The sequence below is a fragment of the Prolixibacteraceae bacterium genome (assembly GCA_019720755.1).
Lineage (GTDB): Bacteria > Bacteroidota > Bacteroidia > Bacteroidales > Prolixibacteraceae > Halosquirtibacter > Halosquirtibacter laminarini.
Genome location: CP081303.1, coordinates 1,669,003 through 1,686,144 on the forward strand (window position 1 = coordinate 1,669,003; position 17,142 = coordinate 1,686,144).

Annotated in this window: 14 protein-coding genes; 8 read left to right on the plus strand and 6 right to left on the minus strand. The window is 30.8% G+C overall.

Annotated features, from left to right (window positions below):
- Positions 1-518 precede the first annotated feature (518 nt).
- The 4 genes from istA to K4L44_06785 all read left to right on the plus strand — a co-directional run bounded on the left by istA (position 519) and on the right by K4L44_06785 (position 5,738).
- A complete protein-coding gene (gene istA, locus K4L44_06770; protein ID QZE15529.1) occupies positions 519-2,090 on the plus strand; it encodes an IS21 family transposase in 1,572 nt (523 codons plus the stop codon).
- Entirely contained in the window at positions 2,087-2,842 is a 756-nt protein-coding gene (gene istB, locus K4L44_06775) for an IS21-like element helper ATPase IstB (protein QZE15530.1), read from the plus strand. Before istA ends, istB begins: the two co-directional genes overlap by 4 nt.
- 362 nt (positions 2,843-3,204) lie before the next feature.
- Positions 3,205-4,317, plus strand: a complete 1,113-nt coding sequence (locus K4L44_06780) for a putative phage abortive infection protein (protein ID QZE15531.1) — start codon at positions 3,205-3,207, stop codon at positions 4,315-4,317.
- 377 nt (positions 4,318-4,694) lie between these two features.
- Positions 4,695-5,738 (plus strand): hypothetical protein, encoded by a 1,044-nt coding sequence (locus K4L44_06785; GenBank protein ID QZE15532.1) that lies wholly within the window; start codon positions 4,695-4,697, stop codon positions 5,736-5,738.
- Positions 5,739-6,770: 1,032 nt separating this feature from the next.
- Here K4L44_06785 and K4L44_06790 read toward each other — a convergent pair.
- The 4 genes from K4L44_06790 to K4L44_06805 form a co-directional block, all read right to left on the minus strand.
- Positions 6,771-8,828 (minus strand): KAP family NTPase, encoded by a 2,058-nt coding sequence (locus tag K4L44_06790; protein ID QZE15533.1) that lies wholly within the window; start codon positions 8,826-8,828, stop codon positions 6,771-6,773.
- Entirely contained in the window at positions 8,785-9,903 is a 1,119-nt protein-coding gene (locus K4L44_06795) for an ISAs1 family transposase (GenBank protein ID QZE15534.1), read from the minus strand. Before K4L44_06795 ends, K4L44_06790 begins: the two co-directional genes overlap by 44 nt.
- Positions 9,904-9,956: 53 nt before the next feature.
- Positions 9,957-10,547 (minus strand): hypothetical protein, encoded by a 591-nt coding sequence (locus tag K4L44_06800; protein ID QZE15535.1) that lies wholly within the window; start codon positions 10,545-10,547, stop codon positions 9,957-9,959.
- 383 nt (positions 10,548-10,930) lie between these two features.
- Positions 10,931-12,049: an ISAs1 family transposase gene (locus tag K4L44_06805; protein ID QZE15536.1), complete on the minus strand. Its 1,119-nt coding sequence runs from the start codon at positions 12,047-12,049 to the stop codon at positions 10,931-10,933.
- Between the two features lie 257 nt (positions 12,050-12,306).
- On the opposite strand from K4L44_06805, the gene K4L44_06810 reads away from it, so the two are divergent.
- Genes K4L44_06810 through K4L44_06820 form a run of 3 tightly spaced genes read left to right on the plus strand, consistent with a single transcriptional unit; the run spans position 12,307 to position 14,093 of the window.
- Positions 12,307-12,480 carry a hypothetical protein gene (locus K4L44_06810; protein ID QZE15537.1) on the plus strand — a complete coding sequence of 58 codons (174 nt, stop codon included), beginning with the start codon at positions 12,307-12,309 and terminating at the stop codon, positions 12,478-12,480.
- A gap of 22 nt (positions 12,481-12,502) precedes the next feature.
- Positions 12,503-13,291: a DUF4365 domain-containing protein gene (locus K4L44_06815; protein ID QZE15538.1), complete on the plus strand. Its 789-nt coding sequence runs from the start codon at positions 12,503-12,505 to the stop codon at positions 13,289-13,291.
- The gene (locus K4L44_06820) at positions 13,281-14,093 is read left to right on the plus strand and encodes a DUF4365 domain-containing protein (GenBank protein QZE15539.1); all 813 of its coding nucleotides are present in this window, start codon (positions 13,281-13,283) and stop codon (positions 14,091-14,093) included. Before K4L44_06815 ends, K4L44_06820 begins: the two co-directional genes overlap by 11 nt.
- 185 nt (positions 14,094-14,278) lie before the next feature.
- Here the strand turns inward: K4L44_06820 and K4L44_06825 are convergent, their stop codons facing one another.
- Both K4L44_06825 and K4L44_06830 read right to left on the minus strand, forming a co-directional pair.
- A complete protein-coding gene (locus K4L44_06825; GenBank protein ID QZE15540.1) occupies positions 14,279-14,617 on the minus strand; it encodes a transposase in 339 nt (112 codons plus the stop codon).
- Positions 14,618-14,716: 99 nt separating this feature from the next.
- Positions 14,717-15,424, minus strand: a complete 708-nt coding sequence (locus K4L44_06830) for a transposase (protein QZE15541.1) — start codon at positions 15,422-15,424, stop codon at positions 14,717-14,719.
- 802 nt (positions 15,425-16,226) lie between these two features.
- Between K4L44_06830 and K4L44_06835 the strand changes: the two genes are divergently transcribed.
- Positions 16,227-16,799: a transposase family protein gene (locus tag K4L44_06835; protein ID QZE15542.1), complete on the plus strand. Its 573-nt coding sequence runs from the start codon at positions 16,227-16,229 to the stop codon at positions 16,797-16,799.
- Positions 16,800-17,142: the final 343 nt, after the last annotated feature.

The window sequence follows — 17,142 nt, forward strand, 5'->3', positions numbered from 1 at the left end:
CTGAAAGGAGCACGGAAATGCCGTTTGAGGAGACCGAATAAAAAAGATATTCCTTCTGGATGATTTCGCGTAGCGATGATTCCAGAAGGATTTTCTTTTCGGTTCTCCGATGGAGCAATCTCTAAAACAACACCTTTGAAAGGGCGGGCGGGGCAAATTGTTGTGTGTTGTTTTCTGGGGCGATGGCTTTGAAGTGGCGAAGCCACAAGAAAGAAGGCCCAGGGAGCTGAACGAATGCTGAAGAAGCGAAGCTTAAAGGCATGGAGTTTCAGGGACAGATAATTGGGTGGGTGGGGCCAACTCGCCTATTTTCTATGAAGCATTATCGGAGGGATATTCTCTGGAGGGGGTGTAAAAATAGATGGTTATCGATCTTAGATCTCTGAGATATTTATACATAGCGTTGTTATATGTAAGAGGTAACTTTACTTCATCAAATTTTCGTAAAAGCTATTCACCAGTTGTATATAAATAAAAAAGCCTCGATCTTTTAGGTGTCCAAACCAAAAATCGAGGCAATGAATAGAAAACAAAAATTCTCTATGTGGTACAAAGTTAAAGAAATGCATGAATCTGGCTTTAACAAAAGTCAAATAAGTGCGAAATTAGGTATTGATCGCGCTACTGTTCGCAAATATATCAATACAAAAGAGGACGAATTCATTCGAAGCTTAACGAGCATCTGTCAGATGCCTAAAAAGTTAGCACCGTATCAAATGTTCACCAAAAATTTATTGGTTGAGTATCCATTTCTCTCTGCCGCACAAATTGAAGATCGACTTAAAGAAAATTTTAAAGACTTGCCTCAAGTTTGTAGTAAGACGGTGTATAATTTTGTGATGTCAACTCGCAAACGATATGACATTCCTAAGGTCTCTGCCTATTCGATACGGCAGTATGAGAAAATCGTCGAAGTGAAATATGGTTCTGAGGCGCAGGTTGATTTTGGTGAATGCTATCTTTATAAAGAAGATGGATGCAGAGTTAAGGTCTATTTTTTTGCCATGGTTCTTTCTCGATCTCGATATAAATATGTCTATTGTCAAAGTCGTCCCTTTACTAGCGAAACTGCTAACTATGCTCATGAACTTGCATTTTCATATTTCGAGGGAATACCAAAACGTATTGTATATGATCAAGATAGTGTTTTTATTCATGATGAAAATCTAGGAGATTTTAAACTAACACAGGGGTTTAGACAACTTTGTGATAAGTATAAATTTGAGACTCACTTTTGTCGAAAGGCTGATCCTGAATCTAAGGGTAAAATAGAAAATGTAGTTAAGTATGTGAAATACAATTTTCTAAAAGGTCGAAAATTTATTGATAATGAATCTTTACAGACAGCATGTTTGGCTTGGTTGCGTCGTACTGGAAACCAAAAGAGACACAGTACGACTCACAAAATACCTTCAGAAGAGTGGATGATAGAAAAAGATCATTTACTTCCTTTTAATGGGGATATTGAAACACCTAAAGATAAATTACCTACACTTAATGTGTTAAAAGACAATACAATCAGATATAAAGGGAATACATATAGCGTACCTTTCGAAACGTATCAAGGAGTTGATACGAAAGTGATTGTATCACAACAAGACAATGAATTGCTTATTCTGAATAGCGATCAAACGCTATTAGCAAAACACTTAGTTCCATCTAGTAGAGGGAATTATGTGAAAAATAACGATCACTCGAGGCCAAAATCTAAAACAAAAGAAAAACTGCATAATACTATCTTGGATAAACTGGGACATACTGACTCTGTGAAACTTTATTTAGAAACTTTAGAGAATGATAAGTCAAGATATTATTATGATAGTCTAAGACTTTTAGACAGGAAAATCACAGATGATAATATTCGTTTTGCAGAGCAAACCATAAATTGGTGTTCAGAAAACAACATCCTGAATGCAAATGACTTCATACAGATACTTAACTATTATAAGAGTCGGGATGAAGCAATGAAGATCAGTCAAAAAGTTGTTCTTCCTAAAGTTGAAATGAGTGGTGGTAAAAAGATCAATAATCGTGATGTACAACCTTCAAGAAGTAGTATTGAAACATATGAAAGATTAATAAACCTATGAACCAGATTGAAAAAATAAAGCTACATGCTGATGCTCTAAGACTCACCCAGACCCGTAATAACCCAGAAGGGATTATACATGAAGCACAAATAAATAAGCCAACCTATATGGAGTTCTTATTATCTGTTTTTGAATGTGAAATTAAGCATCGAGAGAAGAAAAATATTGAACGACGAATAGCCTTAGCTAACCTTCCCAAAGATCATGATCTTGATAAATATGATTTTAATGCTTCAAATGGTATAACACCATCTCATCTTAAGCAACTGAGGGAGCTGATGTGGATGGAACAGAATTATAACCTAATTTTAATGGGACCATCAGGAACTGGAAAAACTTTTATCGCAGCAGGATTGATCTACGATGCCGTAAATACAGGATACAAAGCTTATTTTATCACCATGGAGGAGTTAATAAAGACATTGAAAATGAAAGAAATGATCTCTTCTGCTCTTGCAAAATACAACCGACTATTAAAGGCAAATATTATTGCCATTGATGATATTATGCTTTTTCCAATCAAGAAAGAAGATGCAGTTTCATTTTTTAATTTAATAAACCATCTTCATGAACAAACATCGGTTATTATAACTACCAATAAATCTCCTAAAGAATGGGCTGAAACACTCGAGGATGAAGTGTTGGCTACAGCATTACTTGACCGTTTACTATATCGTTGTGAAGTAGTAAAAATGAAAGGGCAAAGCTTTAGAATGGAAAATAGAAGGACCATTTTTGAACCTGTTCGATAATCATCCCTATACTGTATTTATATGGCAGATCCTCATTATGGATCAGGGAAACTTTTGGTTGTAATAGTGGTGATTTACTTTTACGAAAAAATGATGATTATTAATTTGCTATTTACAGTTATATGACCTTTTCCGAGAAAACGAAGGAAAATGTTATATAACGCCACGCTATGTTGAATAATTATGGAGATCTATGTGGAGAGATACCCTTCTATTTATCCCCCTCCTGGGAAAGAATATTCCGGAGATTATGCGAAATGGAAAATAGACCCGAGGGCTCTATAAAAAGGAGAATAAAACATAAATTATTATAATGTTATTTACTTTGTACTAAAGTGTACAGATTATAATATTATAAAAACATGAATGAATTATTATTATTTATTTGGATATTAATGCAGCTTGCATATTTTGAATATCTACTTGAAAAAAGTTTAGACGATAAGAAACATCTCAAAGTTTGTATCCTTAGTGATATTTTGAATGTTATTACTATCACAGTAACAATATCATTAAAATTAGTGCTATTTTCTTATATTCAGGTAATTGTATATATATTGATAAGGTTTTACATTCATAAACTTTACAAGTCAAAGGTATATGTCGATTTTTGCTTAATACCTATAGTATCACTTTTAGCTATTAAATATTTGTCGTTATGTAATACAGTTGACTTAAGTTGTGCATTCAGCAAAATAATATTTAAGATTAAAATTGGGACAATGAGTGAAACAACAGATTGGGATGTGATAACTGCATGTGTTGGTTGGGTAACCTTTTGGGCATTCTGGGCGCAATTGAAAGCAAATGAATTGGCAAGTGATGATGCAAAAAGATCCGGCATTCAAGATACCTTTAATAGCATGATGGAGACCTATAATCGAAATTTGCTAAATCTAAGGTTTAATGATAATATAGGATTAGATGCAATAGATAATTACGTTTTAATAATCAATGATTTAATAAAAGTTGATAGTATATCTACAAAGGATTTTTATTTAGCATATTCTTATTTCTACTTTATTCGAAAAAAAAATGATATAAATAGATTAAAAAAAACATTCTTAAATGGATATCCTGTTTCAGGGATAGAGAATTATGAAATGTCTTTGGAAATTAATCGATCAAATCATTCTGCATTATCTACATATTATTATCAGTTGTATCGAATAGTAAAATATATCGTTGTTGACAATAAAGATTTTTTAGATGAAGAAGAAAAGAAAAAGTACATAGGGATTTTGAGAGCACAAATGAGTCCTAATGAACAACTTTTGTTATTCTATAATTGGTTAGCCGGAGATCAGATGAATAAAATAGGTAATGGACTTGATAAACAATTTGGCTATTCATGGGAAAATATTGAAAAGAAGAATTACTTTTTTTCTGAGCATAAAGTAATTAAACATTTAAATACACTAGAACTAGAAGATGACCTTATAAAACTTTGTAAAGCAAAAAACTTTATTTCTTAGTAAATATCGGTGTTGAGTTGGATATTTCAGAAGGTGTATGTTAAGGTGTCAAATATCAAGACAGGACTAGTGTATCGTTTACGAATTTAAATATAGGAGTAGAATTATTAAGGTTTGGAAGTGGAAGGGTTGGCATAGAGGTGCTGCATATTCCACTTTTTATTTAAAATAGGGTTGTATCGAATGTAATACAGAAGGATATTATCTTGAGTAAGGAGCGTGAGTATATTGTGGATATTTCATATATGATTGAGTTTTTGATCGTTTATTATATCAAGAAAATGAATTTTTATATTAAGAGTCACTTATCAATAAGAGTTGAAAAATAATTATAAACTACAAAACAAACACTAAGTTTTACATTCAATAGCAAAAAGATGGAGCAGTGTAAATTATGTAATAAGAAAGAGGCAGATAAGAAAGGGTCTCATATGATTCCAGCTTTTCTAATAAATGAAGCCGTAAATGTTTCTGGTCAAAAAGGAAGAGATTATGAACTTCAATTTGAAATCTCAAATATTAAGGATAGTGAATTTTATTTTGGTCGTGGAGTTCAACCAAAAGATATAGAAGAGGTTGTTGGCGAAATTACAGATGATATTATAGAAAATAATAACAATAGTAATGTTATAGACAATATTTTCTGTTCAGAATGTGAAAAAAGACTTGGTGAGCTGGAGAGTCTTTATGCAAGCAAAAGGCCGACATTAGAATTTGAAGGTGTTTATAAAGGAGTTAACTCTCTTAAAGCGCGAGTATTTTGGTTATCTGTAGTTTGGCGTATGCATTTAACAGGGAAATATCTCAATAATTTTACAGAAGATGTTGCTGAACGTTTTAGGTCTGAAATATACAATTCTCTTTATTCTAAACAATCAGAATCAGTGATAGATAACCTATCATACATTTTGCTTTACCCATCTAATTTAGATCGCAATAAAACCGCAATGTTAGTTGCATGTATTGAATTTACACCAGCAATGATTTATGATATTTATGTCATAGCAGGGTATATTCTAATTATATCAGTCAATGGGAAATTTGATGATAAAGATATTGAATATAAGCTGCCATTTGATTTCGAAATAGAATCAGTAATAATTAATAATTTAGACCATGAATATGAAGTGATTAAATCTATAAGCTCATCAAATTATACTGATTATATCAAGCAATGTTTTCAAAGGTTAGTTAAAGAGAAAATTGAGGCAATGAAAATGAACGGGAATATTATACTAGATATACTGGGAATTCCAAGGGGGTTAGAACGAGATAATTTTTTAGATGACACGATTGCTAAATTAGTAATTACAGAAAGATCGGCATTATTAAAAGAACATGAAGTATTCGCACAAAATTTATCGAAAGCAATTCTTGATGATTATCAATATTCGATTTATGCTAAAAAAAAAATACAGTGAAAGCAGGAGTTGAGAATTGAAAGTGGAAAAATTGGCAATGAGGTTTTGCATCTTCCACCTTTTATTTGAATGGATGTTTGGTTTGACTTTTGATTCAAAATATAGATCTATGCTGGGCATTTTCATAAAGTGAATCAATGGCTGAAACTATCCACTTTTTATGCATTAATACCTAGCTAGAGCTGTCCAATATCTCATTTCAAAATGGTTTTATCCATCAGAATCTAAGAATTAATAGAAAAGTGAAAAAAAGAAGTCATATTTTCTTTTAAAACAAGCCTAGTTGATCTATGTGGAGAGATAACCTTCTATTTATCCCCCTCCTGGGAAAGAATATTCCGGAGATTATGCGAAATAGAAAATAGTCCCGAGGGAATTAATGATTTATTTAGATTGAACGTAGAGAGGTCTCAAGTTATTAGTCGTGATTATTTTTCAAACGTTGTTTGCCAAGCTTTACTGTCTAAGCAATAGTTTTATACGTTTTGATACTGCTAATAGAATAGCAAACTGATATATTTAGTATTTTAGGTGTACTATTAGCTGAATGCTTTAGGTGAAGAGGTGAACTATTTCGACTCTCAAATATTATGGTTTATATTAAACTTATTTACTTTTGAGTATCTAATTTTAGAATGATCATTGACCGATAGCGGAGTTGAGTTTTTTGCGAGATGTAGTATAAGTTTTAGTGTTGACGTAGGTTTATTGGGGCTAATGTTCCTTGCTTTTGAAAGGCAGTCATTTGAAGGACGAAATGACGTCGTTGATACGAAGTGTGAGCTTATGAAGGTGGCTGAGGTCTTAATTGGAAAAAGACCTCTCCCCCCCCTTAAGGATCATTGATTTTTAAAAGCAAATCCTACTGGATGGCAGGTTGAGGTATTTGTGCTCATGAATCTTTGATTTTCGTATCTTAATAACTTTAAAAAGATGCTCTACAGACTTCAGTTGATGCTCTGATAAAAGTTGTAATACCAGTGGATATGATCTATGTTTCCTTTCCAATTATGTTTATTCCATCACATTATGTCAATTCACTGTCTCATCTAAAAAACTACTGTATTTATTTTTCTTATATTTTTCCCATTTAGTTATAATATCCTTTAACTCACGATCATATTGATTATCTGAATAAACATTAAAGAGAAATTCTTCAAATTTAGTATAACCATCAAACGTTTGATCAATAAATGGTCGAAAAACCATTATATTATTGGGGGTAGTTGTTTGCTGTGGTATAATAAGGCTCTTTATGTATTTTATTCTATTTTCCTTTTTGCTAACAAATTCTCTCATCGTGTTGTTTGCGTCATTATCAATTACATGGACATTAGCATCATTAATTTTACTTGAACAATTATAATAATAGTTGAAAATATCCTTATCAAAACTAGATTTTTCGACTCTTTTATTTAGTAATTTGATTGTCAATGCATGAAATTTATTGAATCCATCTTCTATCTCAATTATTAAGGGTATAGTATTATTTTTATCATGGTCTAAGTAAGAAAGTTTAATATTAAAAATCATAAAGCTTAATAAATATCGCACTTTAGAGTTACTACACTGAATTATTTTACCAAGTATTTCTACAGACTCTTCCTTAAACTTATTAAGGTATTTATAAATTATCTGGAAGAAATCCCTCTCTTTAAGACTTGCTTGTAAATACAATAACCCTGCAATCAAAACAACTGATTGTTCTTTATATTTAGGCTGTTGCTTGATTAATTTAGAAATTAAAGAATTTGTCTTTGTGACATCAAGATTCTCTATATATGAAATAAGAGTTTCTACAGACTCTATACAGCCTTTAAACTCTTCATCCGTTAAATAGGATTTAGGTAATGCATTTCGATAATAAAACTTATAGTTTTCATTGTATGATGCACTCTTTGCTGTTGTTTGTAGTCTAAAAAAGATAGCAGAAACAAGATCAATAAAAAGATGATTATCATTTAATTTATATATTGGAAAATCAGGACTTACTTTACTGGAATCTACATGTCTAAAGATTGAATCAGAGCTCTCATTAAGATTGTTGAATGCAACTTTACCTTCATAAGTAGCAAAATAATGGCCTAAATTTAGATATAATTCCAACGCTTCTTTGGGATATAATATCTTCAAAATACTAACAAGAAATAACTCGTCCAATTCTGTTTCTTTACCAATTGATTTGTGCGAAGATAGAAATGTATTAAGAACGATATTCGCTATTCTAATATTTTCAATATAATTAGACACGTAAAGTGTTTCATTTGAGTTAGTATTTAAATACTCAAGATCATGTACTTGAGAAGGATTCAGATAATATTTATGCTCCAAAAACCCTTCGCTTGTTTTTGAAATATTCTTTTCCTTGAGCACTGTTTTTAGATGAGTAACAATATCATCTTTATCAATTGGTGTTAAAGTATAACGAAGCTGAAATATTTTTTCCAAATACTTTTCTGAAGAATAATCATTATTATCATTCTTCGTACTGAACTGCTCATTTAATTCCTTTAAAACATAATCATTATCATAGGTTACTATGAAAACAATATTTTTAAAATTTGCTGTATTACGAATGATCTTTAAACATTCTATAATCTCTTTGCCCAACAACCGATCAATGTCATCAAGAGTTATATATATGATACGATTTAAAGAAGCAATACATTTATTAAGATGTTCAAACTGTCCTTTTATATCGATAGATTCAGAAAGAAAATTTACCCCCTTTTCAACGAGATCCGTTATTTTATTACTCTCTAGAGATAATATTAACTCACTGTATTTCTTTATCTCTCTATTTAAATCACCGTGGTACTCTTTTAATGATTCTGAAAGTGTACTGAAAAAATGAGTAATTATTTCTTTCTCTGACTTACTATACCAAGGATAAAAATTAATTACAATAGCATTTTTATCCTTGAACTTTATTTTCTCTATTAAGAAGTTAAGAAACGATGACTTCCCAGTTCCCCATGGTGAGATAAGTCCTACAGCAAATGCATATTCACTATTTATATTAATGAGCAGGGCTTGTTCATGAAATTTAAGCGGCGAAGAAATCGTGTATTTTATCAGTATTACGCACAAGCTCTTCTCTTAAAATATTCAAGTTATTGTAGCTATTTATTTTCATTAATCCACTACAAATAAACAACATAACAGAGGATATTGATTTTTGTAATCCATGATCTAATGACTTTAATTTGTCTTCTCCAAAATTAACATCACGAATACGGTTCATTATTTCTATTTTCCAATGACCTCTAATAGCACCAGCAATTTCACCTATTTCCCCATTATAATTGGTGATATAATATCGTGTTTCTGTACTCCTTCTACCTCTCTTTACATTGTGACTCTCTCTTGTCACTTTAATCATATTACATATACCACTATTACTCCATCTAGGCTCTAACATCTCTGTATTGATTGGGAATATTTCGTACTTTCTAATGTCTATTCTTCCATGCGATTTGTCTGTTTCTGTCATCACATCACCTACTTTTATATGATTGGATGTATGCACTAAGTCATCCTTTAATTTCTTCTGATTTGACTTTATTTGAGTCAAATAGAATCGACTATTTTGGTGAATATTAGACAACAGATTTTCTGAATTGTGCATTGCGTCGAGTGTTATCTTTGCCTGCTCTGGCAACTCAAGAATATGATCATAAACAATACTCTTTTCACTCTCTTTTGTCCCATCATAAAAACCTAATAACTGTTGTACATTTGTGTTATGACCAATAGAGTAAACAATACTTAACCCTCTCTTTTTATTGCTTTTAGAATCGATACTTCCTCGAAGTTCTTTACCATCAATAGATATCCATTCTGTAGAAGAGTATACTTCATCACAAATTGTCAAAAAGGACTCATAATCAAACTCAGACAGAATTCTTGTCAACTGAACTCGACTTATACAATGATCAACATCTTTATGTAAACAGATACATAACTTCTCATAATAACGAACCATATTACGATGAATCTTATTTATGCTAAGATGATCGGAACTTGTTAGAATTGAGATAATAAAAAGCGTAATCACAAATGCCAATTCATGCTTTCGTCCTACATGACTCCGATTATCGACTAATTTAACTTGTAATTTCTCATAGAATATTCTAATTTCGGCACTTGAAAGGTCGTTATTCATAATTTATATCTGTTTTTAGCAATCCAAATATAATATGAATAGTCGACCTTTTATCATTTCAGCAATTCATGAACAAGCCCTGTATTAATGAGAAGTTCAGAAAGATCATCAACTAATATTGCTCTCGAATGAAATAGCTGATGTTTCTTCGGATCTGATAATGCATTATCTGGAATTAATACTTCTGTATTCTTTTTCGACAAAGTCATCCAGTTTACAATCCTAGAAATAAATAAACCAATTGCAAATAGATAGATAAAATCGAGATATACAATAGAATCAAAAAAACCTTCTTTCGTTATCTTTAAGAAATTCCACCTCACATCACCTATCCTATAATAACTATAGATAAGAGTTACAATACTATATATAACAATGAACTTATGCGAAAAAATATATCTTCGAATATATTTTCGTACGAAAAATACACAGATTAAAACAATCGCTATGATAATAACCATTAAATGAATATCATCCGATTCAACATGATCAAGTCTATCTTTCACTAAAGTAGTCTGTATCATGTCTTCTAATTTCTCATGGAAAAGAAAAATTAGTGTAAGTATGCTAATTATAAATAAATTAAACTTTGTGTAAATTACATCTAACCTCCCCAATAATTTATCTTTTGTATCTTGATTCATATTAGTATGTGTTTTTTTAACATAAAATACAATTCCAATTCTATCGTAATATACACTACAGACCAGCAGAAAAGCACTTCCTAAATAAGCAGAGTTATAACAGTAATTGGTATTAATCCAAGAATAGTATCTACTTACACTCATTCTAGGAACATGATCAAATAGAGACGTAAAACAATCCTTAAATCTCCATTACTGTTCTTTAAATAAACAGTTGTATCAATACACTTTTATCACCCACAGAATTACATTGCACGACAAAACTACATAATATTCACATGACTTAATATATAAATAATTTCTAAACAACTTTCAGCAATAAAGCACAATCCAAAATAAAAAATTCTACATGCTTATAAAACATCAGGGCTTGTTCATAAGATTTACGCAGCAAAGAATTTGTTCAACATCTCTGGATAATGTACCAAATCTTCCCTGAGTTTATTTAAATTTCCTTTATCGTTCATTTTAGATAAACCACTACAAATAAACAACATAATAGATGACATTGATTTTTGTAATCCATGATTTAGAGATCTAAAATTGTCTTCGCCAAAATTGACATCACGGATACGATTCATAACTTCTATTTTCCAGTGACCTCTAATTGCTCCTGCAATTTCACTCTTTAGTCCATTATAATTTGTGATATAATATCGTATCTCTTTACTCTCTTTATTCGTTTTTACGGTAAAACTCTCTCTGGTCACCTTGATCATATTGCAAATACCACTATTGGCCCATCTAGAATCCAAAACATCGGTATTCATTGTGTATATCTCATATTTTCGATGGTCTATTCGACCATGTGATTTCTCTATTTCTGTAATCTCTTTATCTGATTTAAGGTGGTCCGATATATGTGCAAGATCACTTTTTAAAATCTTTTGATTTGCTTTAATTTGTGTCAAATAAAAGCGACCCTTCTGATTAATGTCAGATAACAATCCTTCCGAATTATGCATGGCATCTAATGTGACTTTTGCTCCTTTAGGTAGATCAAAAAGATGATTTCCCACTACAGTTTTCTCACTCTCTTTTGTTCCATCATAAAACCCTAACAATTGTTGTAAATTTGAGGTGTGCCCTAATGCATAAACAATACTTAAACCTCTTGTATTGTAGTTTTTAGAGTCAATACTACCTCTGAGTTCTTTTCCATCAATAGAGAGCCATTCTGAAATATTCTTGCTTTGATCGGATAATGATAAAAAGGACTCATAATCGAAGTTTGATAATATCCGTGATAACTGAACTCTACTAATACAATGATCTACTTCTTTGTGTAAGCAAATACATAATTTTTCGTAATAGCGAACCATATTGCGATGAATCTTGCTCAAACTTAATTGGTCTGAACTTCTCAATATCGAGAGAATAAAGAGTGTGATAACAAAAGCCAATTCATGCTTACGACCTATAGCACTGCGATTATCTTTTAACTTCGTTTGTAATTTCTCATAGAATCTTCTAATTTCGGCACTTGAAAGGTCGTTATTCATAATTTATATCTGTTTTTAGCAATCCAAATATAATATGAATAATCGACCTTTTGTTATTTCAATATTTTATGAACAGGCCCTGTATAAAACATATCGATCCAAGATGCGATCACAAAATATCGCTATATTAAATCCAACAAAAAGAATCATTGATAGCCAAAAAGACAAATCAAAATAGAGTTAGTGAATAAACTATAATTATCTTTGAAATAGGACATCCAGTGGAGTAGTCATTTACACCATTAAACTTTAAAACGATGAATTACACTGCACCACAACTCGGCTTTGTAGGTGATGATGCTATTTACCCAGGTCTTATAGATAACGATACTTCTGTTTCTTTCAAGTCAATTATATCCATTCGTAAACATGATTGTCAAGGATCGTATATCAAATCATTATACATAGGACTTCCTCAAAACCTACAATAAACATGACAATAAATAGTTTAATATGGAACATAAAATATCTAACTCAACAGAGAGGCTCGGAATTATCTACATGAATCGTATAATATCGAAGTCAGGTAAAATTTTTCGTGAAATAAAGAGAGAAAATGATAAAGGAATCGATATAATTATTGAACAAACAAATAAAAAAGGAGAAGGTATAGGCAAATTTGTTGCCTTTCAAGTGAAATCTGGTGAATCATTTTTTAAATCAAGTACTCAATTATGTACTATAAAAATTGAAAACCATAGAGATTATTGGGGACAACATCCAATGCCAGTATATGGTGCTGTATACATTCCTTCGCTCAAGAAAGCGTATATTGTTAACATTAAAGATCGTCTTCATGAAACGACCTCTAATACAATATCGTTCTATGTTACAGATTCAGATGTTTTCGATTTTAACATTGAGACTCTTAATTCAATTATTAATAATGAAATTATTAAAAGGCCTTATAATGAAGTCTTTTTAGATTTTATTGATGATGAAAATTTAAAACCCATATATACATTAATAAAAAGATTCAGTAAATCAATTGATTCGATCATCGATAGATTACTCCAAGCAAATAATTTTATAGAATTTATAAGCGCAATAGGTGTTAAGCTAAACGATAAAGAGTATCTCAAATCATTAAACAAGCTAGGGCACAAAAATGCAATTGCAGGCTTTAAATATGGGACATTCACTTACTGTGAGGATTATTTAGGTTTAAAAAACACAGAATTAGAGTATTATAAAAACACATTTCATAACGCTCAAAAATACCTTCTTAAAAATGGGAAATAACTTTTTTACCAATATTGATATATTCGAAGAGTACATTGCTAACAACAACGTCCTATTTCACCGTTTCGATACACATAAGAATGGCATTGATGGAATTGTAGAGGTTATAAAAGATGAAAAAACAACTAATCATCAATTTGGAATTAGTATTCTTGAAATAGAAGAACATAAACAAGACAAGAACTTTGTAACTGTTGATATAACAAAAAATAAAGAATACTTCAAATCTTTTGATTTACCTATTATTTTAATAGTAATGAGTAATAAATCAGAAGAAGGTTTCTGGATAGATATAACAAAACTCAAAGACTCTATGTCTTCTGAAATTGTAATCCCAAAACAAGCAAAACACGTATTTAATAAAACAACTAGTTCCAAAATATTGATCGATTATTTCGTAAACAATAGGTCGAAATACTTAGAGATAGTAAAAGCTCTCGATTCTATTTATTTCAAATGCTTAAGATCACTTCTTGAGGATATGTTCGGAGTTATTGATATTGCAATACCCTCTATTCTAAAATATGAAAATTTGGAATCTCTTTTAGAAGAGGAATCTTTCACATTACATTTAAAACAATCAACAGGAAATAAATATAATGATGTTATGAGAATAAAGAAATCTAAAGAATACATCCAAGCTGAAAACTTACCACCAATTTCAAAAACAGAAAGTGTAATTAATTTAAATGGAAACTCACCATTTTATTTCAAAACAAAATCAAATCACATCTTCACAACCAAAGACAATTACAAATTATATTGCAAGTGGTATCGAATTTTAAAGTTCCGCTTCGATTAATCCACGAAACCTTAATAATTAAATATTTATAATATACAAAAAACATCACCCATCAAAAATTCACGATATAAAAAGTGAATTATGCTAATATACTGTTAATGTTTGCTTACTATAGCTTACTATCTTGAGTAGATTCTATTAACAAAACCATGCTAAATTAATATCATATTGCTGAAAATCACATGTTAGTTAGAGTATAAAGCGGAGTCAAAAATAGGATCCCAAGAAAAAGAGGAAAGTCCAACAAAACAGTGCATATAGATATTTTCTTGTATCATTTCAATGGTAGCCTGATCAGATAAATTACACATATGTTTTATGATCAAAGAACCTAATACCAGACGTGCATCTTTACTTGGTGCACCTCGTTTACGGCTCATCTTTTCATAATAATAGGTGGCAAATAGATCCCAATCTATTGCATTACTCAATAAGACCCATTTATTATTGGGGTTTAATGATTTACCAAATGGATGTTGGAACTCTTCTATAGATAATTGTTTTGTAGCAGTATATTGAATCATCAAATGCAAGGTTTTTTATCGCTTTAAAGATAAAACTCTAGGACTAAATGACAACTATAAATTAGATAAATAACTTAAACACAAAAGAATAAGACTTTTTCAGTATCCTCTAGGTAGGTGTTTTTGAACCCCGCTAATAAAAGATGGTGACATATCGCAACTAACTTGTTTGATACAATCAGACTCAATTGATTTGTCTTGCTCTTTCTTATGTGGGATGATTTCACAAAATGATGCTATGGTTTCAGATCCTTTACCTTCTGATACATGCACAGTTCTTCGCTTCTTAAGATCAACAAATAGTGTTACATAGTTGTGCCCTTTTTTACATGAAGTCTCATCAATACCAATAATTTCAAGATCAGAATAATCTTCTGTAGACTTAGACTTCTCAACATAATTAGTCAGTAATCTCCATAATTTATCATCATAGACTCCAGTAAGCTTCGATACTTTATGTACTGGCATATTACTAAGTAGGGGTAATAAGAGCGCCTCAAACAGTAGTGTAAAACCACTCACTGTTCCCTCCCAGCTCATAGGTAAGGTGACAACCTTACCAGAACTTGTTATTACTCTTGGTACTTTAGCGATGATGAAACATTCATTTTCAAAGAAATTTAAATGTTGCCATCGTTTCTCTCTCGTATCATGTACACTTAAATCACACTCTCCTTTGTAACTAAATTTAGATCCTCTTCTAAATGAAACATGAACATCTAGTCGTTTTTTTGATGAATTAAACTCTAAGTAATCAATATAAAATGGATCCTCAATATGCAAAGCGGCTGTAAATAAATCTTTCATGATTGCTATGTTTTTATAATCATATAACTATTAATTTACCCACTAAGTTTCGGAAAGAGCCAACAAAACTTACTTTAGGACAAGAAATAGGTATAGATGGAAATACGATTGTCTGTTTCCATTCTTCCTAGTTGTTCCTAGTATACAGTGAGTTATAAATACAATTTCACTACTCAACGCTTAATCTTGAATACAAATCTGTTGTCAATTTCGAATTAATTATAGTTCAATTAATAGTATTATAGTACAATCCCATGAACTATTGTTCAATTATTATGATTTAAGTTGTAAATAGTGTATTTAACATTTATTTCATTTAATATCATAAAAAAAATAAATGTCAAATAGCATGTATTGTATATAGTGCAGTTAATGAGGTTGTTTTGTGTTTAGTGATATTTTTTTTTGTTTATTAGTGTTGGTTTATGTTAATGATGTTATTTAATTTGCAATTCATTACATTATTGTATTAGTGGTTTTTAGATATCTATAAGCCGTAAGTGACTCAATTTTATTATTGGGCTGATGATAATTAATTATTTATGCTTTAATAAATATGATTAGATGATAGTTGATTGTAATAAGAGGTTTATAGTTAGTGTTATAACTGTAGTATTGTTTGTTGGGTGTGCAAAGGTTAGATCTAGTGAGATTTTAGAAAACAGAGTAGATGAATATAAGTGGACAGGGCTTTTCCATAAAAACTAAAAAAGTCATCAAAAAGTGTTTTATTTGAATTACAACAAACATATAAAACCTTTAAGATGACTAAAAAAACGAAGTTAAGGAATACTATGAATATTTGAAAGAAAATTTAGTTGATCCTAGAGATTCACGAGGAAAGAAGCATGATTTAGAGTTTGTACTTGTTGGTGTCACACTATCTATTATTACTGGCAATACCTTGCTCTCTGAGATCTCTCGTTTTTTAGAGAACTATCATTCTATCTTACTAAGGATTGTCGGAGTACCCAAATGTAAACCAATATCATATAGTCAGTTACGTCGTATAATATCCTATTTAACTTTAACTAATTATCAAGAGGTTCAATCAAACTATTTTGGATGGGAGAATACAAAAGATGATGATGATTGGATTTCACTAGATGGCAAGGAGTTACGAGGAACAATCATATCTGATAGAATATATAATGAGAAGAAAAACTTTAAAATAAGACCGGATCGTTATTATGAGTTGTCTTATTGGGATGATAAATGGATTACGATATCTAAGATCGACAAGGTAGATAGCACTGGAGTATTAAAATTTGAAAATGTGCCTCTTGGAGGCTTTTATTGGGTTCATTCTCCGCAAGAAGGAAAAGGTTGGGAAAGACCGTTTATTTATAAAGATGGGAAGCAATTGTTTTATTAAAGGTAGTGAAATGGAAAGTGCAACTAATATTTGATTTAAATACAACTAAAATTTGATGATAAAACAGAGTCTTACATATCTACGAGAAAGTCTGTCACTGATGATGATTGGGGCATTACTGTGTTGTAGTCAGGTTATTTGTCATTCCATGATGAATGGTACTGTTACATCTAAATGGGTGTACTTGTCAGCGGTGTCCATTCTTCTTCTTACATGTATGGCTTTCTATTTAATGACACAAAGACAGACACAGCATAGAGTATACTGGGTAGATTGTTTTGCCTCTCTATTGTATATATATATATTAAGTCGGTGTGATGCCTCCCAATATGTTTCTGTGTTG